Source organism: Stenotrophomonas sp. YJH_SMC_65 (assembly GCF_059369475.1).
Genome location: NZ_JCAFSR010000005.1, coordinates 87,509 through 112,112, shown reverse-complemented (window position 1 = coordinate 112,112; position 24,604 = coordinate 87,509). Strand labels below are relative to the sequence as shown.

At 65.3% G+C, this 24,604-nt stretch carries 25 protein-coding genes and 1 pseudogene; all 26 read left to right on the top strand.

The window, feature by feature from the left end:
- Positions 1 to 96 precede the first annotated feature (96 nt).
- The 26 genes and pseudogenes from AC5P7A_RS10965 to AC5P7A_RS10840 all read left to right on the top strand — a co-directional run bounded on the left by AC5P7A_RS10965 (position 97) and on the right by AC5P7A_RS10840 (position 24,564).
- Positions 97 to 609 carry a head-tail connector protein gene (locus tag AC5P7A_RS10965; RefSeq protein WP_014645595.1) on the top strand — a complete coding sequence of 171 codons (513 nt, stop codon included), beginning with the start codon at positions 97 to 99 and terminating at the stop codon, positions 607 to 609.
- Positions 606 to 956, top strand: coding sequence for a head-tail adaptor protein (locus AC5P7A_RS10960; RefSeq protein WP_049441813.1), 351 nt, complete (start codon positions 606 to 608; stop codon positions 954 to 956). The genes AC5P7A_RS10965 and AC5P7A_RS10960 overlap by 4 nt, the downstream gene beginning before the upstream one ends.
- 23 nt (positions 957 to 979) lie before the next feature.
- A complete protein-coding gene (gene gp17, locus AC5P7A_RS10955) occupies positions 980 to 1,336 on the top strand; it encodes a tail completion protein gp17 (protein ID WP_014645597.1) in 357 nt (118 codons plus the stop codon).
- Positions 1,337 to 1,407: 71 nt separating this feature from the next.
- On the top strand, positions 1,408 to 2,067 hold the full coding sequence (locus AC5P7A_RS10950) for a phage tail protein (RefSeq protein WP_014645598.1): 660 nt from the start codon (positions 1,408 to 1,410) through the stop codon (positions 2,065 to 2,067).
- A complete protein-coding gene (locus tag AC5P7A_RS10945) occupies positions 2,067 to 2,375 on the top strand; it encodes a phage tail assembly chaperone (protein WP_014645599.1) in 309 nt (102 codons plus the stop codon). Before AC5P7A_RS10950 ends, AC5P7A_RS10945 begins: the two co-directional genes overlap by 1 nt.
- Positions 2,376 to 2,425: 50 nt before the next feature.
- Entirely contained in the window at positions 2,426 to 2,683 is a 258-nt protein-coding gene (locus tag AC5P7A_RS10940; RefSeq protein ID WP_014645600.1) for a DUF1799 domain-containing protein, read from the top strand.
- A gap of 75 nt (positions 2,684 to 2,758) precedes the next feature.
- Complete coding sequence (locus tag AC5P7A_RS10935) at positions 2,759 to 4,123, top strand: phage tail tape measure protein (protein WP_049441816.1); 1,365 nt, start codon at positions 2,759 to 2,761, stop codon at positions 4,121 to 4,123.
- On the top strand, positions 4,120 to 4,449 hold the full coding sequence (locus AC5P7A_RS10930) for a phage tail protein (protein ID WP_049441818.1): 330 nt from the start codon (positions 4,120 to 4,122) through the stop codon (positions 4,447 to 4,449). The genes AC5P7A_RS10935 and AC5P7A_RS10930 overlap by 4 nt, the downstream gene beginning before the upstream one ends.
- Before the next feature lie 2 nt (positions 4,450 to 4,451).
- On the top strand, positions 4,452 to 5,618 hold the full coding sequence (locus AC5P7A_RS10925) for a hypothetical protein (protein ID WP_495220136.1): 1,167 nt from the start codon (positions 4,452 to 4,454) through the stop codon (positions 5,616 to 5,618).
- Between the two features lie 61 nt (positions 5,619 to 5,679).
- Positions 5,680 to 6,831, top strand: coding sequence for a hypothetical protein (locus tag AC5P7A_RS10920; protein ID WP_495220135.1), 1,152 nt, complete (start codon positions 5,680 to 5,682; stop codon positions 6,829 to 6,831).
- 31 nt (positions 6,832 to 6,862) lie between these two features.
- On the top strand, positions 6,863 to 7,984 hold the full coding sequence (locus AC5P7A_RS10915) for a hypothetical protein (RefSeq protein ID WP_049441822.1): 1,122 nt from the start codon (positions 6,863 to 6,865) through the stop codon (positions 7,982 to 7,984).
- Position 7,985: 1 nt separating this feature from the next.
- The gene (locus tag AC5P7A_RS10910; protein WP_049441823.1) at positions 7,986 to 8,438 is read left to right on the top strand and encodes a hypothetical protein; all 453 of its coding nucleotides are present in this window, start codon (positions 7,986 to 7,988) and stop codon (positions 8,436 to 8,438) included.
- 12 nt (positions 8,439 to 8,450) lie between these two features.
- Complete coding sequence (locus tag AC5P7A_RS10905; protein WP_495220134.1) at positions 8,451 to 9,590, top strand: hypothetical protein; 1,140 nt, start codon at positions 8,451 to 8,453, stop codon at positions 9,588 to 9,590.
- A gap of 42 nt (positions 9,591 to 9,632) precedes the next feature.
- Positions 9,633 to 10,769 (top strand): hypothetical protein, encoded by a 1,137-nt coding sequence (locus tag AC5P7A_RS10900; RefSeq protein WP_111206523.1) that lies wholly within the window; start codon positions 9,633 to 9,635, stop codon positions 10,767 to 10,769.
- A gap of 152 nt (positions 10,770 to 10,921) precedes the next feature.
- Positions 10,922 to 11,617, top strand: coding sequence for a phage minor tail protein L (locus AC5P7A_RS10895; protein WP_014645608.1), 696 nt, complete (start codon positions 10,922 to 10,924; stop codon positions 11,615 to 11,617).
- Between the two features lie 63 nt (positions 11,618 to 11,680).
- The gene (locus AC5P7A_RS10890; protein WP_014645609.1) at positions 11,681 to 12,421 is read left to right on the top strand and encodes a C40 family peptidase; all 741 of its coding nucleotides are present in this window, start codon (positions 11,681 to 11,683) and stop codon (positions 12,419 to 12,421) included.
- Positions 12,414 to 13,016, top strand: coding sequence for a tail assembly protein (locus AC5P7A_RS10885; protein ID WP_049441827.1), 603 nt, complete (start codon positions 12,414 to 12,416; stop codon positions 13,014 to 13,016). The genes AC5P7A_RS10890 and AC5P7A_RS10885 overlap by 8 nt, the downstream gene beginning before the upstream one ends.
- Positions 13,013 to 16,501 (top strand): TipJ family phage tail tip protein, encoded by a 3,489-nt coding sequence (locus AC5P7A_RS10880; protein WP_126411616.1) that lies wholly within the window; start codon positions 13,013 to 13,015, stop codon positions 16,499 to 16,501. Before AC5P7A_RS10885 ends, AC5P7A_RS10880 begins: the two co-directional genes overlap by 4 nt.
- A gap of 38 nt (positions 16,502 to 16,539) precedes the next feature.
- Complete coding sequence (locus AC5P7A_RS10875; RefSeq protein ID WP_227863853.1) at positions 16,540 to 16,818, top strand: hypothetical protein; 279 nt, start codon at positions 16,540 to 16,542, stop codon at positions 16,816 to 16,818.
- The gene (locus tag AC5P7A_RS10870; RefSeq protein ID WP_041862971.1) at positions 16,818 to 17,528 is read left to right on the top strand and encodes a hypothetical protein; all 711 of its coding nucleotides are present in this window, start codon (positions 16,818 to 16,820) and stop codon (positions 17,526 to 17,528) included. Before AC5P7A_RS10875 ends, AC5P7A_RS10870 begins: the two co-directional genes overlap by 1 nt.
- Before the next feature lie 129 nt (positions 17,529 to 17,657).
- Positions 17,658 to 18,437: pseudogene (locus tag AC5P7A_RS10865) on the top strand (SulP family inorganic anion transporter); the annotation flags it as partial.
- Positions 18,438 to 18,592: 155 nt separating this feature from the next.
- Positions 18,593 to 19,468 (top strand): lysozyme inhibitor LprI family protein, encoded by an 876-nt coding sequence (locus tag AC5P7A_RS10860; protein WP_445978562.1) that lies wholly within the window; start codon positions 18,593 to 18,595, stop codon positions 19,466 to 19,468.
- A gap of 586 nt (positions 19,469 to 20,054) precedes the next feature.
- Entirely contained in the window at positions 20,055 to 20,411 is a 357-nt protein-coding gene (locus AC5P7A_RS10855; RefSeq protein ID WP_065428057.1) for a lysozyme inhibitor LprI family protein, read from the top strand.
- A gap of 25 nt (positions 20,412 to 20,436) precedes the next feature.
- Positions 20,437 to 22,851, top strand: a complete 2,415-nt coding sequence (locus AC5P7A_RS10850; protein WP_180835345.1) for a VgrG-related protein — start codon at positions 20,437 to 20,439, stop codon at positions 22,849 to 22,851.
- Positions 22,852 to 22,945: 94 nt separating this feature from the next.
- Positions 22,946 to 23,977 carry a tRNA dihydrouridine(20/20a) synthase DusA gene (gene dusA, locus AC5P7A_RS10845; RefSeq protein ID WP_495220133.1) on the top strand — a complete coding sequence of 344 codons (1,032 nt, stop codon included), beginning with the start codon at positions 22,946 to 22,948 and terminating at the stop codon, positions 23,975 to 23,977.
- Positions 23,978 to 24,189: 212 nt separating this feature from the next.
- Positions 24,190 to 24,564 carry a hypothetical protein gene (locus AC5P7A_RS10840; RefSeq protein ID WP_014645619.1) on the top strand — a complete coding sequence of 125 codons (375 nt, stop codon included), beginning with the start codon at positions 24,190 to 24,192 and terminating at the stop codon, positions 24,562 to 24,564.
- Positions 24,565 to 24,604: the final 40 nt, after the last annotated feature.

Here is a 24,604-nt window from a genome sequence, read left to right as displayed (position 1 = left end):
GATCCTGCCTTTCCCGCGCCGTCCTGGTGATCGTGTGGGGCGCCGCCGTGCGCGCAGGATCGGGGCACTCCACATCCATCAACGAAGGAGGATTCGATGCCCCTGCTGACCCTTGAGCAGTGCCGCGCGCACTGCCGTATCGACGGCGATTTTGACGACGCCATCCTGGGTGACCTGCTGGCCGCAGCCAGCGACGCAGCCGCGGCCTACCTGGGCCGCGAGCTGTACGCCGACCAGGCCGCGCTGGACCAGGCGCTGGACCAGCTGCCGCAGGACATGGCGGCGGCGGTGACCGGGCATGAAGCCGCGGTTGCCGCCGCCAATGCCGAGACCAACGCGGCCAAGGCCAAGGCCATGCGTGATGTGGCCGATCGCCGCCTGGCCGTGGCGACCGCGCGCAGTGCGCGCCTGCTGCAGGGTATGCCGGTCAACGACAGCATCCGTGCAGCGGTGCGCCTGTTGCTGGGCCACCTGTACGCCCATCGCGAAGCCGTGGTCGTCTCTGCGCAGACGTTCGATGCACCGGCAGGCGCCGCTGCCATCGCAATGGAGCTGCCGTTCGGCGTGGCCGCGCTGCTTGATCCGTACCGATCGGCAGCAACGCCATGAACGCCGGCCACTTCAATCGCCGCATCCGCATCGAGCGCCAGGACGGCCAGCTCGATGCGTGGGGGCAGCCGCTGGACGCCTGGCAGCCGGTGGCAGAACTGTGGGCCGCCATCATCGCCGACCGCGCAGACAGCGTGCAGCGGCTGACGCTGGAAAGCCGCCTGCCGGCAACGATCCGGCGCCAGCGCTTCCATGTCCGCTTGGCAGCCGCACGACAGGCAGGCATCCAGGCCGGCATGCGCATCGTGCATGACGGTCGTGTTTTCAACATCACCGGCGTTGCGCCCGACTTCAGCCGGCGCCAGACCACGGTGCTGCTCACCGAACAGTCTTCAGGCATCGCCTGAGCGACGCCAACCAGGACACCGCGATGAGTTACGAAGCACAGCTGCACGCGCTGCTGGCCCCGCTGCTGCAGGGCCGGCTGTATCCCGACCTTCCGCCGGAACCGGTCATCTATCCGTGTGCCGTCTACCAGCAGATGGGTGGACAGTCCGTGTGGTTCAACGAAGGTTCCATTCCCGAACAGAAGCACGCTCGCGTGCAGCTGACCGTCTGGGCAGACAGCCGCGCCCAGGCCAACACCCTGATCCGCAACATCGAGGATCAGGTATGCGCAGGATTGCCGACCGCCGAATCGTTCGGCGCTGCAATTGCCGTGCATGAGCCGATGCTGCACAAGTACGGCGCGCGGCTCGATTTCGGCCTGTGGTACGTCGACCCGTAAACCGCATCACCCGTGCAACACCCCAGCCCGGCATTCGCCGGGCTTTTTTTTATCCAACGAGGAAATACACCATGGCACTCAAGCTTCCCAAGGGCACCCAGTTCGGCTTCGCACCGGTCGTCTCCACCGCGATCGCTACCAGCGCGATCTCCAAGGCTGCGCCGGCGCTGGCCAGCGTTGCCGCCAACAGCGTCGACACCGGCGATGTGGTGGTCATTGAACTGCCGGGCTGGCCGGCCCTGAACAACCGCGCCACCCGCGCCGGTGCTGAAGCCACCGGCAGCGTTGAACTGCTGGGCATCGACACCACCGATACCGTGCTGTTCCCCGGTACCAGCGGTGCCGGTGTACTGCGCAAGGCGGGCGCCTTCGTCGACCTGGACCAGCAGGGCGACCCGACCACCGCCGGTGGCGAGCAGCAGTACTGGAGCGGCACGCTGCTCGAAGACCCGACCGGTCGCCAGGTGCAGATGCCGACCTTCAAGAACGCCAAGACCATCACCCTGCCGCTGTTCTACGATCCGAAGAAGCCGTGGTATTCGGCACTGAAGAACGCTGACGCCAAGGGCGAGCCGGTGATCCTGCGGGCCAAGCTGGTCGGCGGCGACGTGCTGTACTGGTACGGCTACCTGAGCTACAACGGCGACCCGACCATGGCCGCCAACACCCCGATGGGCACCACCGCGACCTTCACCGCGCTGGCAGACTCCATCCTGGTCGAGGGCGCCTGATGTTCCAGGTCAAGGCGCCGGAGAGCTTCAAGAGCACCCTGACCATCGTCGGTCACGGCCGCGAGCAGAAGCTCAACCTGACCTACCGGCACCTGTCGGTAGCCGACTACGCCAGCCTGCTGGAGCGTCTGGGCGATGACACGTTGAGCGTGGCCCAGGCCATCCTGGACATCGTGGTGGACTGGGATGCCGATGTGGCGCTGGACACCGCCGGCGTCGAGCTGGCGCTGCAGCAGCAGGCCGGCCTGGATGGCGCCATCATCGGTGGCTACACCCAGGCCCTGCAGGTCGCACGCAAGGGAAACTGATCGAGGCGGTGGGGGCCCTGTACTGGCGGGCCCCCACCGAGTCCGAGCTGATGAAGCTTGGATTGAAGGCAAAGCACTTTCCACCGCCGCAGGTCGAGCTGTGGCCGGAGTGCGTGCTTCCCATCGAACTTTTCTCGCGGGTTGCCACCCAGTGGCGCGTCGGCGCAGGTGGCCCGATCGGGCTGGATTACAACGTGGTCTACCGGGAGCTGGAGCGCGAAGCGCTCGACGGCGACCAGCATGACGAGGTGATGGCGGCCATCCGCATCATCGAACGCGCTGCCTTGGAGCAGATGCAACAGGAATGAGCCGGCCATCGCGGCAATGCCGATGGCCGATCCCGGCTCCGCCGAAGCGGAGCCGACTCTCCCGAGGAACACTCAATGAGCACTACATCGCCTGGCAGCACACGGACCACCGTGGAGGCCAGCAACGCATTGGAAACGGCCATGCAGGCAGCAAGGCGCGGCATGACCGAGATGACCGGCACCACACAGGAGTTCCAGCGGCAGCTGGAGAAGATCAACACGGTGCAGCAGGCCTTCAATGCCGTGCTGACCACCAGCGCATCATTGGTCACCGCACTGTCCACGCAGCTGACCGCCCTGAACACGCAGCTGCAGGCGGCGGCGAAGGCAGGAACAACCGCAGCGGGCGCGGACGCCGGCAAGGCTGCAAAGAAGGAAGAGAAGGCCCAACAGGACGACAAGGGCCTGGCAGGCATCCGCAAGGGCCTGGGCGGCGCGCTCGGCGACTATATCGGCAAGACCGAAAACACCGCCACGGCTGCCAAGAAAGCCTTCGACAAAGCATTCACCGGCGCCGACGAAGCGTTGAGGAGCTTCGTGACCACCGGCAAGTCCAAGTACAAGGAACTGGCCCAGTCCATCCTGTCCGACCTCAAGATGATCGCCGCACAGCAGGCACTGGTCTGGGGGGCGAGGAAGATCGCCGGCTTGATGGGGGTCGACCTGACGCCCAAGGATGCAGCGACGGACGCGGCGGCGGTGGCTGCAGGCGTGGCGACTGCCAAGGACGCCAAGGCCGGTGATGCCAAGGCGGGCGAAACCAAGGACGCCAAGGACACCAAGGGCACCACAGGACTTTCGGGGTTCCGCAAGGGCTTCGGCAGCGCGCTCGGCGAGTACATGGAAAAGACCGAGAACTCCGCCAAGTCCACCCAGGATGCCTTTTCCAAGGCGTTCACCGGCGCAGAGGCGGCACTGCAGAGCTTCGTGAAGACGGGCAAGTCCAACTACAAGGATCTGGCCAAGTCGATCATCGCCGATCTAAAGATGATCGCCATCCAACAGGCAATCGTCTGGGGCGTCAAAAAGATCGCGGGCCTGTTCGGATATGGCACGGGGGTGGAGGCCAACGCCAACGGTGGCGTCTACCAGTCGCCGAGCCTGTCGGCCTATTCCGGCGGTGTCTACAACACTCCGCAGCTGTTCGCCTTCGCCAAGGGCGCCGGCGTGTTCGGCGAAGCGGGACCGGAAGCGATCATGCCGCTGCGGCGCGGGCCGGACGGCCGCCTGGGTGTGGCCGCGCACGGTGGCGGGGGTGGTGGCGGAGTGGGAGTCAGCATCCGCATCGACAACAACGGTGGCAAGGAAGTCACCACCAACGAAAGCATGCTGCAGCAGTTCGGCAACGAAATCGGCCAGTTCGTGGAACGCAAGTACCGCGAGCTGCAGAGTCGTGACCTGAAGGCAGGTGGTGTGCTCAGCAGGAGTGCCATGCAATGACCGACACCTTCACCTGGCCGGCAACCAGCCAGAGTACTGGAACCACCACCGCCGCAGTGAAGCGCGCGAAGTTCGGAGATGGCTATGCGCAGGCCGCTGCCGATGGCCTGAACGCCACTTCACGCAGTTACCAGCTGCAGTTCGTCGGCAACCGCAAAACGATCAACGAGATCGTGACCTTCCTGGATGGTCATGCCGGCCGCAGCTTCCTGTGGAAAGGGCCACTGGGGCAGGGGCTGTACATGTGTGATTCCTACACCGACAGCCATCTCGGCGGCCAGGTATCGACCATCACCGCCACCTTCGAGCAGACCTTCCACGCGTAGGCATGAGCATGGATCTTCAACGGATCGACCTGGATACCATCCAGCCCAACGGAAAGCGTGGGGAGACCCAGCGGCCGGCCTTCACCAAGATCAACCAGAACTTTCAGCAGGTTGGTCAGGCAGTCGACGGCCTGCCCGGGCAGCTCGCCGATACCATGATGCGCGCGCCGGCACGGCGCAATCGCCTGATCAATGGCAATTTCGACATCTGGCAGCGCGGCAGCAGCTTCGGCATCTCCGGGAACTACACAGCCGACCGATGGTTCCTGCAGATGGGCAACGTCGAAGACGCCGTGTTCAAGCGCAATACTGCAGCGGCAGGCGACAACAACTTCCCGTTCAGCACCTTCACGTTGTCGGTCAGTTCGAGTGGCAATACGGATGGCACAAACCACTTCTTTGTCTTCGAGCAGCGCGTGGAAGACGTCCGCAACTTCGCGGGCGTGGAGAGCACCGTTTCGTTCCTGGTGTTCAACGCCGGCGCCGCCGGGCGGAAGATCGCCCTTGAATTCGCCCAGACCTTTGGCGCGGGGGGAAGCACGCCTGTGCTGGGAATCGCGCCGGAGGTGGTCGAGCTGGCCTCCGGCCTGAACCGGATCCGCAGGACGGTGACCCTGCCTTCCATCTCAGGGAAGGCACTGTCCGGTGACGGTGCGGCCGTGGTCTGCATATGGGTAACGGCGGGCACGCAGTTCGCCAGCCGCACCGCAGGACTGGGCGCGCAACAGGGCCAGCTGTACTTCGGAGAGTTCCAGTGGGAGGCGGGCCCGCTCGCGACGCCGTTCGAGTGGAGGCCGAAGGGGGAAGAGCTGCGGCTGTGCCAACGCTACTACCAGGTGGATGCCACTGGCGTGCCGTTCGACGGTGGATCGCGCTTCAACGCTGGCGTGGGCCTGATTCGGGGCGACAACGCGGTGTACCTCACCTACCGATTCAATCAGCGAATGCGGTCGGTACCCGCGGTCGCCTTCTCGAACCCATCGCAATGGCGGCTGCTCACGGGAGACGGTGCAACCAGCCTGACAGCGCTCAGTGCGGCGGAAGTTACGTCGACCCGCATGACCATCATCGGTGCGCTGAACACTGCCGCAGCGGGTCAGGCCGGCATCCTGCAGAGCGGAGATTCGGCAGCGGAGGGCACTGGATTGACCATGGATGCCGAAATCTGAGGTCCGCGGGAGGGCTGGAGAGCGTTCCTTCGCAACCGAAACCATCAAGGAAACAGCACAAATGCCACGAAAGATCATCGACCTCGATTCCGTTCAACCGAACGGAAAGCGGGGTGAAACACAGCGCCCGGCGTTTACCAAGATCAACGAGAATTTCGCCGAGGTCTACGACGCGTTGACCGAGGTCGCGAAGATCCCGGAAACCGTGGCGAATGCCATCACCGACCGCGTTCCAGGCAGGAATCTGCTCATCAATGGTGCCCTGCAGTTCTGGCAGCGCCGTACATCTGGTCGTGTCGGCACTGGGTCGGGGACGCTGGGCGCGGAAGTGTTCTTCGCCGACCGTTTCACGAACTCGGCGCTGGTCTGCAACCACGACGTACAGCGGGTGGCGTACGACGGGCAGGCCGGATTTCCGGAAGACACACGGTCGATTCTGGTCTGCACCGTATCCGAGGCCATCACCAGAAGTGGCGCCTGGATGGGGCAGAAGATCGAGGGTGTCGGCAGTGCAAGTGGAGACATCACGATCTCGGTATGGGCGAACTCTGATGCGCCCGGTCGCAGTGTGGGCGTGCGTGTCATCCAGGATTTCGGAACCGGCGGCTCACCCTCGCCGCAGGTGGTGCTGGAAGCCGGTGTGCTCACACTGGGCACCACCGCCAAACGTCACAGCATCACGGTGACGTTGCCGAGTACCCGGGGAAAGGTGCTCGGCAGCAACGGCAACGACCACCTCTACGTAGTGTTCGACCTGTGCGGTGCTGGTCAGAAGGGCGAGCTGGTGGCACAGAACGGCTCGTTCGGCTTTACCCAGTTCCAGGTCGAATCGGGCCGCGCAGCGACACGCTTCGACTGGCGGCCGCCAGGTGTGGAACTGGCGTTGTGCCAGCGCTACTACGAGAAGAGCTACAACCTCGACATCGTACCCAACACGGCGCACAACGAAGGGCGCGAGGCATTCTCGATCAACTCACCGGGAATGGCGCATTACCAGAGCGTGCGATTCCAGACGGCAAAGCGCGCCCATCCCTACGTGATGATCATCTCGGCCGACAACATCCAGCAGGATGGGCACATCGCGGAAGACAACATCTCCCGCGTGCCCTGCCTGGTCAACTACGCCTCGCCTTCCGGGTACGAAGTCAGCTGGAACAACAATCCAGGCCGCTGGGGCGGCTGGTGGCATTGGTGGGCCGACGCCGAGCTTTGACGGGGCGCCCGCAGGGAACAGGACGACAGCAATGACGAGAAAAATCATCGACCTCGATACCGTTCAGGCGAACGGTAAGCGGGGTGAAACACAGCGCCCGGCGTTTACCAAGATCAACGACAACTTCGCCGAAGTGTATGGCGCGCTGGATTCGCTGGAAAGCGCATTGCAGAGCGCGGCTCCAGGCAGGAACCGCCTGATCAACGGCAACTTCGATTTCTGGCAGCGGGCCAGCACTGGCACCACCCAAGGCGGCGAGATCTATGTGGCCGATCGTTGGACCGTGGCAGCGCTGAGCTGCACGCATACCGCAAATCGCGGGGCCAATCTTCCTGCCGGCGGTGCCGCGCCGGAATCGCGCCGTTTCCTCAACAGCGTTGTCTCCAAGGTCAGTGCAGGCAGCAGCGCCTATGTCGCACAGAAGGTCGAAGGGGTCGCCACGCTGTCCGACGGCGAAGTGGTGGTTTCCGGCTTCGCCTATGGCCCGCCAGGAAAACGCATCGGTGTTCGTCTCATCCAGCACTTTGGCACCGGTGGTTCGCCGTCCGCCGCGGTCAGCGTAGAGCTGGGAACCGTAGCGGTCACCGCCGCGTCCTGGACCTATTTCCAGCTCAGTGCGCGATTGCCATCGGTGAAGGGGAAGACGCTGGGCAGCAATGCCGACAGCGATTTCCTGTGGCTGGTGGTGGATCTGTGCGCCGATGCCTATGGCGGTGTCATCTCCGGTCAGAGCGGAGAGTTCGGCCTTGCGATGATGCAGCTGGAGCGCGGCGACAGGGCAACGGCATTCGACCTGCGCCCGCTGGCCCACGAGCTGCAGCTGTGCCAGCGCTACTACGAGAAGAGCTACAACCTGGATGTGCCGCCTGGCACGGCCGATGGCATCGGACGCGACAACCAGTTCTACGACCGCAGCGTCGGCGTTGGCAGCACCTCGCATATCCGGTGTCGCGTCCCCAAGCGGGCCATCCCAGCCTACACGGTCTACAGCGATGTGAACGGGCAGGCAGGGCGCATATCCGGCGCAAGCGGCGGCATCGGCACGGTGACGTCCATCGTATATGCCGGCCAGTCCGGCGCACAGGTCAATTACCAATCCGCCGCAGGCAACTGGGGCTCCTCCTTCCATTGGACCGCCGACGCGGAGCTATGACATGTATCAACTGACCGAAGAGATCGACACCATCAAGTGCCTGCAGACCGGTGCCTTCATTCCACGTGGCCACCGTCTGTGGAATGACTATGAAGCCTGGTGTACGGCAGGCAATGAGCCGGAGCCGGTACCGCCGCTGTTCGCACCCGGCTCGGCGCAGTTCCATCGCTTCATCCGCGGAAAGGCGTGGGAGTGGATGGCCCAGTGTGCCCGCGATCGCGGCTATGACAGCATCGAGAGTTGCTGCAGCTACGCGGGCAGTGCGGTGCCGCGCTATGCGCAGGACGCCATCGCCATGATTGCCTGGCGCGACGGGGTCAACCTCGCATTGGAGACTATTGAGTCCACCGCCGAGGAGACCGCGCCGGACTGGCGGCAGGTCCAGGCGCAACTGCCGCAGCCGGATGCATTCGGCTGGCCTGCCGAGCAGGCGCCGGAAATCATCGGCGGCTGAGGAGGACGACGCATGGCACGACGCACAATCGACCTTGATACCGTGCAGCCGAACGGAAAGCGGGGTGAGACGCAACGGCCGGCCTTCACCAAGGTCAATGAGAACTTCGCCGATCTCTACACGGATCTGGATGAACTCGAAACCACGGTGCAGGATCTCCGGCGCAGGCAGAACGGCCGGAACCGGCTGATCAACGGTGACTTCAGGTTCTGGCAACGGGGCAGCAGCCGCACTGTGGTGTCGCCTCTGGCGGTGTATGTTCCCGATCGCTTCCAGGTGGTATGCACTGGGGCGGGGCAGGTCGCGGTGTCACGCCGCAGCTTCGATGCCCCGGCATTCGGGGTCACGGGATTCATGAACTGCGATCTCACCGGATCGACGGCCGCGACCGAGGCGTTCGTCACCCAGCCGGTGGAAGGCGTGCAGACGCTGGCGGGAAGTACCGTGACGCTGAGCATGCAGGCATGGGCCGCGACGCCGGGCTGCCGCATCGGCGTTCGCTTCATCCAGACGTTTGGTACCAATGGGTCTCCGGATGTGACGGTCCGGGCAGGCGTCCAGGAGATCGGCACCGCGGCCGCGCTCAGGTACTTCACCGTCGAGTTGCCATCCATTGCTGGCAAGACCGTGGGAGCCAACAGCAAGCTGCACGCCATCGTCGACTTTGCGACACCCGGTGGTTATGGCGGACAGCTTGTCGGCCAGTCTGGGTCCTTCTCGCTGACCTGCATGCAGTTGGAGAAGGGGGCGACACCTACCGACTACGACATGCGTGATGACGCAACCGAGTTGATGTTGTGCCAGCGGTACTACGAGAAGAGCTTCCCGCTGGAACAGGCACCGCAGCTTGGCATGCCGTCACCGCAGGGCGTCGCCGCCGCGTTCCAGGCAGGCCTGGCGCGCAGTGAGCAGATCTCCTTCAAGGTCGCCAAACGCACTGTGCCCGCACTCACGCTCTACTCCAATAGTGAAGTGGCGCCGGCCCTCGGTTACTGGTCGTTGTTCAACGGCAACGGGTGGTCACGCGGAATGGCTGTCCCGCTGTTCCTTCGTCCCGATGGATTCACGCTTCAGCTTGATTTCGGTTCTGGCCTGACGCCGTTCTATGCCTATCTGGTGGGCGGCAACTGGGCGGCTGACGCCGAGATCTGACCCCCTGGCCGTCAACACCGGCGCACGCAGCGAGGACTGCACATGACACGAAGAATCATCGACCTGGACACCGTCCAGCCCAACGGCAAGCGGGGTGAGACCCAGCGGCCGGCATTCACCAAGATCAACGACAACTTCGCCGAGATCTACGCTGGTCTGGACGACGCGCAATCGGCGCTCATGCATCTGGAAGGCCGCATGGCCGGAAGGAACCCGCTCATCAACGGCGACTTCCGGTTCTGGCAGCGCGGTGCAGCGTTCCCTGCATCCACGGGCTCTCGCCACATCGCTGACCGCTGGGCGGTCAATGCCATCGGCACCAGGGTGGCTGCCTCACGCGAGGATGTGCCTCCAGGCGGCGGCCAGGGAGGGCGCCTGCTGGCTGGGTCGCGCCACCTGCTTCGGCTGGAGGTGCAGAGCGTTGCCGGTGCCGGCAACATGGCGCTGGTCCAACAGCGCATCGAGGATGTCCGGACACTGGCCGGGCGCACCGTCACGATCAGTTTCAAGGCTCGCGCCTCGGTGGACGACTTCCGCATCGGCGTGGAGTTGCAGCAGTCCTACGGAACGGGTGGGTCTACCGCGCGCGACAGCATCGGCGCCTCGGTCGTGCTCGATACGCTGTGGCGATGGCACCAGGTCACCGTGGAAGTTCCCGGTCTTGCCGGCAAGACGCTGGGCCCGGACAGCTACCTGCAACTGAGCTTCTGGCTGGACGCAGGTGCCGATTTCGGCGGCCGCGCGTTCGCCGCCGGGCAGAAGAGCGGCAGCGTGCAAGTGGCCGAAGTGCAGATCGAAGAAGGCGATACCGCCACCGACTTCGACCGCCGGTCCGAAGCACTGGAGCTGCTGTTGTGCCAGCGCTACTACGAGACGGTGGATGTAAACCGGATCATCGGCATCACCTACACCGCCAACGGCGACACGCGAGCGTGCATCCCGTTCAAGGTGCGCAAACGCTCAGCACCCAGAATCTCCTCGCCGTCCACCGCGCTGAACCTGGTGGGCTTCGGCAATGCCGGCAACCTGGTCAACTTCGACGGCGGAGCGCCCAGCTGGCAGTCCACGGTTGACGCGGCAGTCATCGCCTCGATGCCGAACAACATGCAGCTCTGGGGCGCGGTGGTGGTGTGGTCGACCACCTCGCAGGTGCTGGTCCAGGCCGATGCGGAGCTCTGAGCCATGACAACCCCCGCTCCGCAGGCGCCAAAGCACGCCTGCTTCACCACCACTGCCTCGCTGCGCCCAGGCCACCACGTCATCGTACCGTGCGGCCAGGAACGGTACCCCGTGCCACCCCCTCTTCCCAATGCCGCACAGGAGAACACCCCATGATCACCGCCGATGCCCAGCAGCTTGAGCCGGGTGGCCGCATCACCGTCTATGAACTCGACGCCAGCAGTTTCGGCGCCGACAAGCTCTTCTTCCACGCGCACCTGCAGAGTGGCCTCATCTGGTGGCAGGGCCAGGAATATGGCCCCTGGCCGATCGAGGCCAGCGGCTTCGAGCGCACCAGCGACCAGCCGCCGAACCCGCGCCTGCGCGTGAGCAACATCGATGGCCGCATCACCGCCATGTGCCTGTTGTTCGATGACCTGGTCGGTGCCCGCATCATCCGCCGGCAGACACTGGCCAAGTACCTGGATGCCGCCAACTTCGAGGAAGGCAATCCCAGCGCGGATCCTGGCGAGCACTTCCCTGATGAAGTCTGGTTCATCGAGCGCAAGATCGGTGAGGACAAGCAGATGGTCGAATTCGAGCTGACCACCGCGATCGATCTCAATGGGCAGCAGCTGCCGGGCAGGCAGATCATCGCCGGCATGTGTGGCTGGCTGGTGCGTGGCGGTTATCGCGGCGCGTACTGCGGCTACAACGGTCCAGCGGTGGCCGACAGCGACGACGTCGCCACCGATGATCCGGCGCGTGACCAGTGCGGCGGTCGGGTACGCAGCTGCAAGCTGCGCTTCGGCCAGGACAAGCCGCTGCCCTATGGCGGCTTCCCCGCCGCGGGCCTGTTGCGCTCCTGATCGATCCCCTCCCGAATTCCACTTTCCAGGCCCGCCCGCGCGGGCCTTTTTCATGGGTGAAACATGCAACCGACAACCCTGCAGGCCATCCAGGCGCACGCCGTGGCCGAGTACCCGCGCGAATGCTGCGGGCTGATCGTGGCCATTGAAGGCCACGAACGCTATCTTCCCTGCCGCAACGTGGCCGCCACGCCCAGCGAGCATTTCCGCCTGCCCGCTGAGGACTATGCCGTGGCCGAGGACAAGGGCGAGGTGCTGGCCCTGGTGCACAGCCATCCCGATGCCGCCGCAACGCCGTCCGACGCCGATCGGGTCATGTGCGAGCGCAGCGGGCTGACCTGGCACATCGTCAGCGTCGGCCAGGTAACAGGCGAGGCACCGCTGTGCGGTGATCTGCAGACCCTGCATCCCACTGGCTACATGGCACCGTTGGTCGGTCGCCAGTTCGCCCACGGTGTGCTGGACTGCTACAGCCTGGTCCGCGATTTCCACGCACGCGAACTGGGCATCCCGCTGTCCGAGTACGAACGCCAGGACGACTGGTGGAGCCACGGCCAGGACCTGTACAGCCTTGAACGGCTGCACGCCGAGGGCTTCGACCTGATCGAGGGCGAGCCGCAGCGGGGCGACATGATCCTGATGCAGATCCGCTCGCCGGTCACCAACCACGCGGGCATCTACCTCGGCGACGGGCAGATGCTGCACCACCTGCATGGCCGCCTGTCCGAGACCGTGCCCTACGGCGGCATGTGGGCCGAGCGCACCCGCTGCATCGTCCGCCATCGCGAGGTGCGCCATGACTGACCGTCTTCGTACGATCCGCCTGTACGGCAAGCTGGGTGCCCGCTTTGGGCGCAGGTTCCGGCTGGCGGTGAACAGCCCGGCCGAGGCGGTGCATGCACTGTGCACCATGCTGCCAGGATTCCAGCAGTACCTGATGGGCGCAAAGGCCAAGGGCATGGAGTTTGCCGTGTTCAACGGGCGGCAGAACCTGTCGCGGGATCAGCTGCACGACCCGCCCGGACAGGATGACATCCGCATCGCGCCGGTTCTGGTGGGCAGCAAGCGGGGAGGCATTCTGCAGACGATCATGGGCGTTGTTTTGATTGTTGTTGGCGTCTACATGAACATTGCGGCCGGTGGATCCGGTACCGGATTCATCCAGATGGGTGTGGGCATGGTGGTCGGTGGCGTCGCCCAGATGCTCTCCCCCCAGCCAAAAGGCCTGGGTGCCAAAGACACACCCGAAAACGCGCCCAGCTACAGCATGAACGGCACCGTCAACACGCAGGCGCAAGGCAACCCCGTGCCGGTCGCCTATGGCGGCCATGACACCAAGGGCATGTTCATCGGCTCGGCCGTGATCAGCGGCGGCATCCTGGCGGAGGACCAGTTTTGAATCAGACCACTCATCCCACGCCGCGCACGCGTGGCGCAGCCACGCCAGTGCTGGCGGGCGCCAAGAAGGGCGCGAGCAACGCCCGAACCCCGGTCGAAACCGCCGACAGCCTGCACTCGATGGCGGTGGCCCGCATCATCGACCTCGCCAGCGAGGGCGAGATCCGTGGCCTGGTTGCCGGCAAGCAGTCGATCTACCTGGACCAGGTGCCGATCGAGAATCCGGACGGCACGCTGAACTTCTCCGGCGTGGACGTGCAGACGCGTTCCGGCACCCAGGACCAGGAGCACATCAGCGGCTTCCCCTCCATCGAGAACGAAGTCGGGGTCAACGTCGAGCTGCGCAGTGATGCGCCGGTGGTGCGCACCGTATCGGGTGCCGATCTGTCAGCCGTCCGTATCCGCTTTGCGGTGCCGGCGTTGCAGAAGACCAACACCGAGAACGGCGACACTGAAGGCTACCGGATCATGTACGCGGTGGATCTGTCCACCGACGGCGGCCCGTTCAGCACGGTGCTGACCGATGCCTTCAGCGGCAAGACCACCAGCCAGTACGAGCGCAGCCGCCGCATCGATCTGCCTGCCGGCAGCCAGTGGCAGGTGCGCATCCGCCGGCTGACCGCCAACGCCAACAGCAGCACTATCGCCGATACCATCAACGTGCTGTCGATGACCGAGATCATCGATGCCAAGCTGCGCTATCCGAACTGTGCGTTGGCGGCGGTGCAGGTTGATGCCAGCCAGTTCCAGAACATTCCCACCCGGTCCTACCAGCTATGGGGCCGCATCGTACGCATCCCCTCCAACTACGATCCGCTCAGCCGTCTCTACAGCGGTGTGTGGGACGGTACCTTCAAGAGTGGCTGGACCAACAATCCGGCCTGGGTGTTCTTCGACATCGTCACCAACGATCGCTTCGGCCTGGGCCATCGTGTTCCGCTGGACTGGGTGGACAAGTGGCGGCTGTACCAGATCGCGCGCTACTGCGATGAACTGGTCAGCGATGGCCAGGGCGGCAAGGAGCCGCGCTTCACCTGCAGCCTGTATCTGCAGACCCGCGCCGAGGCCTATCGCGTGTTGCAGGACATCGCCACCATGTTCCGCGGCATCAGCTTCTATGCGGCGGGGCAGGTGATGGCCTCGGCCGACATGCCCAAGGACCCGGTGCTGACCTACAGCCAGGCCAACGTCATCGAAGGGCGTTTCCACTATGCTGGCAGCAGCCGCACGGCGCGGCACACGGTGGCCCTGGTGTCGTGGATCGATCCGGACGACTTCGGTCGGCAGAAGGTCGAAGTGGTCCAGCACCTGCCCGGCGTGGCCCGCTACGGCATCAACCAAACTGAAGTGACGGCGGTGGGTTGCCACTCACGTTCGCAGGCGCAGCGCGTGGGCAACCACATCCTGCATACCGAGATGCTGGAAACCGAGACGATCAGCTTCTCGGTGGGCCTGGATGCGCTGGGCTGCATGCCCGGTGATGTGATCCAGGTGGCCGACCCGAACCGCGCCGGCCGCCGCAATGCGGGCCGCATCCGTAGTGCGGGCACGCGCAGCCTGGTGCTGGACCGGATGCCGGAACAGATCGCGGCCGGTGACACCCTGCGTGCCACCCTGCCCAGCGGGCAGACCGAAGCACGCACGGTGCAGTCGGTGGACGGCGAGACGGTGACCGTCAGCGCGCCCTGGTCGGCGGTGCCGGTGGCGCAGTCGGTCTGGGCATTGGAATCGCCGGAGCTGGCCCTGCAGCACTATCGCGTGCTGTCGATCAGCGAAGGCGAGGACCTGACCTATCAGATCACCGCGCTCAAGCACGTGCCGGGCAAGTACGCCGCCATCGACGACGGCACGCGCCTGGAGCAGCCGCCGATCAGCATCATCCCGCCCAGCGTGCAGCCGGCACCGGCCAACGTGCGGATGGCCTCGCATGTGGTGGTCGACCAGGGCATCGCTACCTCCGTGCTCACGATCGAGTGGGATGCTGCGGACAAGGCGATCGGCTATGACGTGGAATGGCGCCGTGGTGATCTCAACTGGGTCCGCGTCGGCCGCGTCGGGACGCAGAGCCTGGAAGTGCGGGGCGTCTACGCCGGCCAGTATCTGGCGCGCGTACGCGCGGTCAATGCGCTGGGCGCGGTGTCGCAGCCGACGCTCAGCGCGCTCACCGCCATTGAAGGCAAGACGACGCCGCCACCGGCATTGACCTCGCTGACCGCGCGCAGCAGGGTGTTCGGCATCGAGCTGGGCTGGCAATTCCCGGCAGGCGCCACGGATACCGAACGCACGGAGCTCTGGTACAGCACCAGCCCGGATCGCGCAGCGGCCATCAAGCTTGGCGACTTCGCCTATCCACAGTCGCGGCACCAGATGAACGGTCTCGCGGCGGGCGCACGCTTCTGGTTCTGGGGGCGCCTGGTCGATCGCAGCGGCAACGTGGGTCCGTGGCATCCGGTGGAGATGGGTGTTCTGGGCGAGTCCAGCAGCAACCCATCGGACTACGACGCCTATTTCGCCGGCCGCATCAACGAAAGCGCGCTGGGCCAACAGTTGAAGGGCAAGATCGAGCGCGTCACCGAAGTGCTGCCGCTGGTCTGGGATGCCGAGGCAACCTACAGCCCAGGGCAGACCGTCATCCACGACGGCAGGATCTGGAGCTGGCAGGGCGCCGCTGCAGGCAACGAGACGCCGCCGGGCAGCCACTGGAAGAACATCGGCGACGCGATCGCCGAGGCGGGTGCCATCGTCGGCCGTGTCGACCAGCTGGAAATGGACGTGACCGACGTCGATGGCAAGGTGGCTGCGCAGGGGCAGAAGGTCGACGGCCTGTTCGCCCAGGTCAGCGACCACACTGCCGGCGAGGAGGACTACAACGTCGGCGAGAACGATGTCAGCGCCGGTGCCATCACCGTCTACAGCGTGATGGCCGAGAAGGACGCGGCACTGGCTAAGCGCGTGGACACGGTCGAAGCGTCCATCGAAGGTGTTCCAGGCAAGATCGAGGGCGTCAGCGCCGCGGTCCAGCAGGTCTCGCAGGCCGTGGTCAACCTGGATGGCAAGGTCAGCGCGACCTATACGGTCAAGGCGCAGATCACCAGCGCCGGGCAGATCTACATGGCCGGCATGGGTCTGGGCGTGGAGCAGCAGCCAGATGGCAGCTATCAGAGCCAGATCCTGATGCAGGCTGATCGCTTCGCGCTGATCAACACCAACAGCGGGCAGGTCAGTGCGCCCTTCGTGGTGCAGGGCGGGCAGACCTTCATCAGCCAGGCACTGATCGGCAACGGCTGGATCCAGAACGCCATGATCGGCGATGTGATCCAGTCCAATGCGGTCGGTGCCGGCGGGCAACCGCGATGGAGGCTCGACAAGAACGGCACGCTGACGATGAACGGCCCCGAGAACGGCGGCCGCCTGACCATCAATGACAGTGTCATCCACGTTTACGACAGCAACGGCCGCGTCCGCGTCCGCATGGGGATCTGGTAATGGCAACAGGTATGCAGATATTCGGCCCGGATGGGCAGATGTGGTTCGACACCAATGATCGTGCCGGCAAGATCATGGGCACTCTCTCGGTCGTTGGAAGCTCGTCCAGCAGCGTGGGCCTGGCCGGCCTGGGTGAGCCATTTGCCATCCTGCCCAGCCCTGGCTCCGACAGTTGGCAGGACCAGAATGGCAATCAGTTTTCCGCGCCTGCGCTGGGGTACATGTCGTTTGTCGACGGCGGCAATACATTGCGGATGCAGTTCACGTTCTCGCCGATTGCCAACCCGACTGCTTCCATCTACTACGGAGTCTTCTGATGTCTGTTGGTCTTGAAGTCACCAATGACAGCGGCGTTCCGGTTCTTGTGAACGCACATTCCTTCGTCTTCTTTTCGATAGCCAAGGGCACGCAGTCCATTGCAAGCAATACGTCCGCCTATGGCGCGAGCGGGTTTGTAAGCCTTCCCGCACAGAGCGTGCCGTACCTGGTGTTCATCCGCTGCAATGGCGGATCCGCACAGGTGATGTCAGCGCTGAATGGCTTTTACTGGAGCATGGGGCAAGGGACCACCAGCTTCGAGTGGTGGGCATGGGGGCGGGCGGTCAACAGTGGAAGTACAGGCATGCAGGTCTACAACGCCGACGGATCCATCCAGTGGGATATGTCAAACCGTCCACTGCGCATCGCTGGTTTGGTCGATAAATCGGGTGGAAGTGTTCCAGGCTTTACCGAGATGTCCACCGACAATGTGAGGCAAGGGCCACTGTTCAACGGTCCTGGTGAGAATCTCGCCTATCTGATGTCCGACATTGGACTGTGCCATGACATCTACGCCTACTACGGAAGTGGCCCGACCATTCGCGGCAACATGCGCTATCAGCCGTACATCAATACTCCAAATGCTTCGCAGGTGCGATTGAACTACTGCAGGCGTAGAGAGAACCGTCAACGTTCGTTGAGCGGCGCGTCCTACCAGAGTTTCACGGGGCAGTTGCCGAACTTCCTGATTGCCGCACACACCTACTAGCCTGAATCAGGCCCGTGCAGGCGGCCATTTGAGCCGCCTGGGCCTAGACTGCGCCCCTCCTACGCTCCTCGACGACGCACTGCAGTGATCACGCCACCCTGACCCTTGCCGCACATCGGCAGCCGGCCCGCCCGGCTCAGGATGGTCGGCCTGCTCGAATCGATGATGACCCTGCAGATCGTCGAGGACATCACCGAGACGCCCAGCGAGCGCAACCGCGAATGCGTCGGCCAGGGCGTGGCGAATACGGTCACCGGTTTCCTCGGCGGCATGGCCGGCTGCGCGATGATCGGCCAGTCGGTCATCAACGTGACGTCCGGTGGCCGTGGCCGCCTGTCCTGCCTGGTGGCCGGCGTGCTGCTGCTGGTGCTGGTGGTGTACGGCAGCGACCTGGTGCGGCAGATCCCGATGGCCGCTCTGGTGGCGGTGATGATCATGGTCAGCATCGGCACCTTCAGCTGGCGATCGCTGCGCGACCTGCGCACGCATCCGCGCAGTTCCTCGGCCGTGATGCTGCTGACCGTGGTGGTCACCGTGGCCACCCACGACCTGGCCAAGGGCGTGCTCAGTGGCGTGCTGTTGTCGGCGCTGTTCTTCGCGCGCAAGGTTGGCCGCATGCTGGATGTGCAGCGCGAGGATGTCGCAGACACGCAGGTCTACCGCGTACGCGGGCAGGTGTTCTTCGCGTCCGCCGGCCAGCTGGGCGCCGCGTTCGACTACCAGCATGTGGCACCGAAGGTGCAGATCGACCTGCGTGATGCCCATCTGTGGGATCTGACGGCGGTGGCCGCGCTGGAACGCGCGCAGGAAAAGCTGGCCGCGCATGGGGCGGGGGTGACGGTGGTGGGCCTGAATGCGGCCAGCCAGACGTTGATCGAACAGGTAGGCGGGCGCGGAGGCGGGCATTGAGGTTCCAGCGTCCGCGTCTGAGACGACGTGCACGCATTCTGAATCCAGTCAGGCACCTGAAACCGGCGCCGTCGTAGCATTGCCCGCGTGATGGGGCCGATGGACGGCCCCTCCTTGCCGGCACCCGCTGGCGACACGCAAGGGAGAAACTGGCAATGCAGGCATTGGGCGCGCTTGGGCGCAGCGAACGGGTCGGCGTCGGCCATGGGTATTGGAAGGTGCTGGCCCTGTGCCTGGCGCTCACCGCATGCCAGGCGCCTTCTTCCCAGGCATCGACCGAAACGGCGGCCCCCGCGTCGATTGCTGCGGCATCGCCGACAGCCCCTTCCGGCCCGGCATCGGCAGATTCCCTCCACTACCCGGATGCGTCCTATACCGACGGTCGCCTGCGCCCAGCCTATGGCTGGTGTGTGGATGGGGTGGAAGATGCAGGCAAGCTCCAGGCCTGCGGCAAGGACGAACTCGCCTACCAGGAAGGGCGTCTCGAAGCGGCGGCCAGCAAGGCGCTGGCCGGACTCGACGGCGCTGCCCGGACGGCATTCCAGGCCACCCAGGCGAGCTGGCGCAGCGATACAGACCGTTATTGCCGCGATGTCCCCAACAGCAGCGTGCAGCAGCTGCAGGGCGCGCAGGAATGCCGCCTGTACCGTGTTGCCAACCGTGCCGACCAGCTGCTGGCGCAGAGCGCGCCGCCGGATACCTCGTATACCCAGGCAGCGCTGCGTCCGGAATACACCCGTTGCGTGCAGGACGCCCGCGGCATGGACGACCAGTTGGAAGCCTGCGATACGGCCGAGCTCGCCCATCACAAGGCGCTGCTGGAAGCACAGGTCGCGCGACTGATGGACGGCCCCAACGGCCCGGGCAAGGACCGCTGGATGGACGAGCAGGCCAACTGGGCTGCAGACACGGACAAACACTGCAGCCAGGCCACTGACAGCGTGGGCCCGGCGTTGGATGCACAGTCGTGCCTCATCAATCGTTACGCCAACCGTGCGGTGGAACTGCAGAAGGGCGTGTTGGCGCGATGATGAGCCTCGATGGCGGCATTGCAGGGGGCCTCGACGCCGATCCGAAAGCCCGTCTGCTGGCAGGGCAGCGGAATTGACTGCGGTCAAGCCTTCAAGATGTCCTTGAAACGGCAGTTTCGTTGAGATTCGTGAGCATTGGGCATCATGTGAGCGACCTCAACATACGAATTCGCGAACGCGATCGCGAGGACGTTGCGCCGTGCAGATTGCAGTTGGGACAAGGTGCACACATTCTGAATCCAGTCAGGCATCTGAAATCCACGCTGGCGTAGCATGCAATTCCCGATGGGGCCGATGGACGGCCCCGCGTTGACGGGCCACGTGCCTGGATGCCAAGGAGATGCAAGCAATGCAGGGAACAAACCACCTTCCAGCGGCCCCCCGCGAAACGTTCGGCAGGGCCGGGGCCATCGCGCTTGCGCTGGCCCTGGGCCTCAGCCTGGCAGCATGCCAGGCCAAGAGCCCGGAGGCGGATACGGCGGTTGCCCCCGCGGCCGCCGCGCCCGCCACCGCATCGCCGCCCGCCACTGCAGAGCCTGCACGCGCCGCACCTGCCACGACAGCGGCCGATGCCGATGATCAGGACATGCCGCCGCAGCGCCCGGATGATTCCTACAACAAAGCCACGCTGCGGCCGCAGTACGCCACGTGCGTGAACTCCAGCGGCGGCGAGACCCCCGCACTGCAGGCGTGTGGCGATGAGGAGCTTGCCTGGCAGGAGCAGCGACTCGAGCAGGCCTTCATGAAGATCGTCGACGGTCCCGATGGCAAGGACAAGGATAGGCTGATGGACGAGCAGGCCGCCTACATGTCCGATACCAATCGCTACTGCAGCTGGAACCCTGCCGAAGACGGGCAGGGGCAGATGCTGGACGCGCAGTCCTGCCGGATCAATCGCACCGCCAACCGTGCCGACGTGCTGCAGGCACTGACCTCGAAGTAATTCCCCCGCAAAGGAGTGCAGGAAAATGGATGTTGTGACCCAGGCAAAGCAGGCAATGGACAACTGGCATCGCGGCCAGACGTCGGCGCATTTCGAAACCGGAGGTCGCGGCCCCGGCCACGTTTCCACCGGCAGGGGCGACCATGGCGGCGTGTCGTATGGCAGTTACCAGTACGCCACCAACGTTGGCGGCGTGGATGAGTACGTCGCCGCCTCGCGCTATGGCAACCGCTTCAACGGCCTGCAGGCAGGAACCCCGGCCTTCACCGAACGCTGGAAGGAAGTGGCGGCCGCCGATCCGGCAGGGTTTGCCAGGGACCAGCACGACTTCATCCAGCACAAGTACTACGACGTGCAGATGGGCCGCCTGAAGGATGTGGGCATCGATCTCTCCGGCCGTGGTGCGGCCGTGCAGGATGCGCTGTGGAGCACCTCGGTGCAGTACCGCGGCATGACCCGGTCGGTGTTCCAGAAGGGCCTGCAGCAGGCCTATGGCGAAGACTTCAAGCTGACTGAGCTGAGTGACGAGCAGATCGTCCGCGCGGTGCAGGACTACAAGCACGCCAATGTGCAGGTGCACTTCCAGAGCTCGCCCACCCTGTGGGATTCGCTGCGTGATCGTGCGCTCACCGAGAAGACCGCACTGGTCGGGCTGGCGCGCTACGACCAGGTCAACCACAACCCCGAGGCTTACCGGGGCAAGGATTACCAGCAGGTGTTCGGTGAACCTGAGCCCGGCCAGCGCGGCCAGCGCGGCCAGCGTGCGGCGGCATCGGCGATGGCCGACGGCGTGCTGGCACCCGGCGAGCGTGGTACCGAGGTCCAGGCCCTGCAGGCCAAGCTGATCCAGGCCGGCCATAGCGGTCGCAACGGGCAACCGCTGACAGCCGATAGCCACTACGGTGCCAATACCGAGCATGCAGTGCGCGAGTTCCAGCAGGCGCATGGGCTGACCGTCGATGGCAAGGCCGGCCGGCAGACCCTGCAGGCCCTGGATACGGCGGTACGCGAGCACACGCCGGCGCAGCCTGTGGCACCGGCCACGCCTGCACCGGTCACTCCTGCTGCGGCACCCGCACCCGCGACTGCGCGGGAAGCCGATGCCGCCGCCGCGCCCGGTGGCCAGCGCATCGTCGTGGTCGAACCCTTTGGCAACGGCAGCAGCAACCGCACACTGCGCCATGGCACCAGTGGCGAGGATGCCTATCGCGAACTGAAGATCCATCACCCCAACACCAATGCCGAGGCCGTGCGCACCGGCAATGCCGCCAAGGCTGACCGCCCGTCGGCCATGGTCGAGGGCGAACTGGAAACGGTACGGACCCGCGGTGATCGCAACGGCATCCCGCTGGTGCACAAGGATCTGATCCTGAGCAATGCGCGCGGCGATCGGGAGGTGATGATTCCCAATCCGGTCGCCGGGTATGTCCAGGTCAACAATGACAAGTGGAATTCGATCAGCATCTGGAGCCATCCGGCCGGGCATCCGCAGCGCGAACTGGTCGGGCAGGTGCTGCACGGTGCGCGTGGAACCACCCCTTACAAGACCGGTGATTTCGTCGAGTACGGTGCGCCGTTGATCCGCCAGTCCGATGCCGGTACCCCGGGTGCCGTGCACGCTCATATCGAGCTCGAGCCCGATCAGTACCGCAGGTTCCTGGGTGACATGCTCAACGACCGCATCACCCTGGGCGGCAAGGTCCACGCGCAGGGCCCCGAGGCCGCGCAGGCCGCACGCAGTGCACAGCAGGCGCCGATGGCCGATGGCGTGCTGAAGCAGGGCGAGCGCGGCGATGAGGTCAAGGCCCTGCAGGGCAAGCTGGCGGCGCTGGGCTACGCCGGGGCCGACGGCAAGCCGCTGCACGCCGATGGTGTGTATGGCAAGGACACCTTTGCAGCGGTCAAGCAGTTCCAGGCCAACAATGGCCTGGACGACGATGGCAAGGCCGGCCGCAGGACCCTGGCGCAGGTGGATGCGCCCAACGCGGTGAAGGCCGGTATCGCGCCGGCGGCACCGGCCCAGGCCGAACCTGCAGCGCCGGCCAGCATGCGCGACGCCGGGCATGCCGACAACGCGCGCTTCGGCCAGGCTTTGGAGAAGCTGCAGGCGCTCGAACAGCAGCGCGCCCAGGCCGGCCTGAAGCCGCTGTTCGCCAACCCGCAGGAAGCCGAACGAGCGGCTGGCCAGCTGGCCTACGAAAGCAAGGTGTCCGGCATGCGCCAGATCGACCATGTCGTGGCCCGCCCGGACGGCACCGGCCTGTTCGCGGTGCAGGGCGAGCTGGGTGACCCGGCAGCGCAGCGGACCTTCGTCGACCGCCAGCAGGCGGTGTCGCACTCGGTCGAGGCCAGCAGCCGGCAGAGCGAAGCGCTGGACAGTCAGTTCAACCAGCGTGCGCAGGAACAGCAGCAGGAACAGGTTCGCAACCGCGGGTTGTAAGCCACGCGGTGTCCCCGGGGCCGGTCGAGCGGCCAGCCCCGGAGCCACCCGCCGCCATTCAGCCGTCCGGTGTAAACTATTGATCTCACTGGCAATGCCAGTCTCCACGATCAACACCCCGATGACGTCCGCCACCGCCCGTTACGCCGATTCCCTGCGCCTGTCCGTGGCCCCCATGATGGACTGGACCGATCGCCATTGCCGCGTGTTCCATCGCGTGCTGGCACCGGGTGTGCGCCTGTACACGGAAATGGTGCACGCCAACGCGGTCATCCACGGCGATCGCGCGCGCCTGCTCGGCTTCGACCGCAGCGAACAGCCGCTGGCGCTGCAGCTGGGGGGCAGCGATCCCGCGCTGCTGGCGCAGGCTGCGCGCATCGCTGCCGACTGGGGCTACGACGAGGTCAACCTCAACTGCGGCTGCCCGTCCGACCGCGTGCAGGCCGGACGCTTCGGCGCCTGCCTGATGCGCGAGCCGATGCTCGTGGCCGAGTGCGTGGCGGCGATGGTCGATGCCGTCGAGATCCCGGTGACGGTGAAGTGCCGCCTGGGCGTGGACGAGGACAACGACTACGACGTGTTCGCCGCCTTCGTCGACCGCCAGGTCGCCGCAGGTGCCGCGATGGTGGTGGTGCACGCGCGCAACGCGTGGCTGAAGGGCCTGTCGCCGAAGGAGAACCGCGAGGTTCCGCCGCTGAAGTACGACTGGGCCTACCGCCTGAAGCAGGAGCGCCCGGCGCTGCCGGTGGTACTCAACGGCGGCCTGGCCAGCGTCGAGGCGGTGCAGGCGCAGGCCGCGCACGTCGATGGCGTGATGCTGGGCCGCGCGGCCTACCACGATCCCTACCTGCTGCATCAGCTGGAGGCGCTGCAGACCGGCGCCCCGCTGCAGGCCCGCGGCGACCTGCTGCGCGCGCTGCGCCCCTACGTGGAAGCGCGCCTGGGCGAAGGCCTGGCGCTGAAGCACATCACCCGTCACCTGCTCGGCCTGTTCCATGGCCAGCCCGGTGGCCGCGCATTCCGCCAGGTGCTGAGCGAGGGCGCACACCGCCCGGGCGCCGATTGGAGCCTGGTCGAGCAGGCGCTTACCGTGACCGAACGCGACGCTGATCGCGCCGCAGCGTGACCGCTGTCACATTCCTGACTTGACAAGGCGCGGTGATTCGTTCCGAATGTTCACCTAGCTGAACATCGCGGGTCGCGGCCGGAAAAGTTCAGACCGGATTCACTGCCCCAAACCAAGAATTTGCAAAGGATTTGTAAAGCGCCGGGCCCCGAACCCGGCATCCGGATTTACGACTTTTGAACGAATCGCCGTGCTCGGCTAGGATCGCATCGATGTCTTCCGCTCCCTTCCATCGCCGCATTGCCCTGGCCACCTGCGTGGTCCTGTCGGCCGTGCCGCTGTCGTCGGCGCTGGCACAGCAGCCGCCGCGGGGTGAGCAGGGGCGTGCGGAGATGATGGAGCGGGGCGAGCGCGGCAACCGTGGCGACGAGCGTTCGCTGTCCGATGCCGTGCGCCGCGTGCAGCGCACCACGGGTGGTCACATCCTCGGTGCCGAGCGCGTGCCGTTCGATGGTCGTGATATCAACCGGGTGAAGTACATGGACGACCGGGGCCGGGTCCGCTACATGGACGACCCCGCCCCGTCGCGTTCACAGCCGCGCACGCCGCGGTCGGATATGTCATCACTACGCGGCGATAACCCCTGAACAGGGATAGTTGTCGCTATCAACCCGTACCCCACAGGCC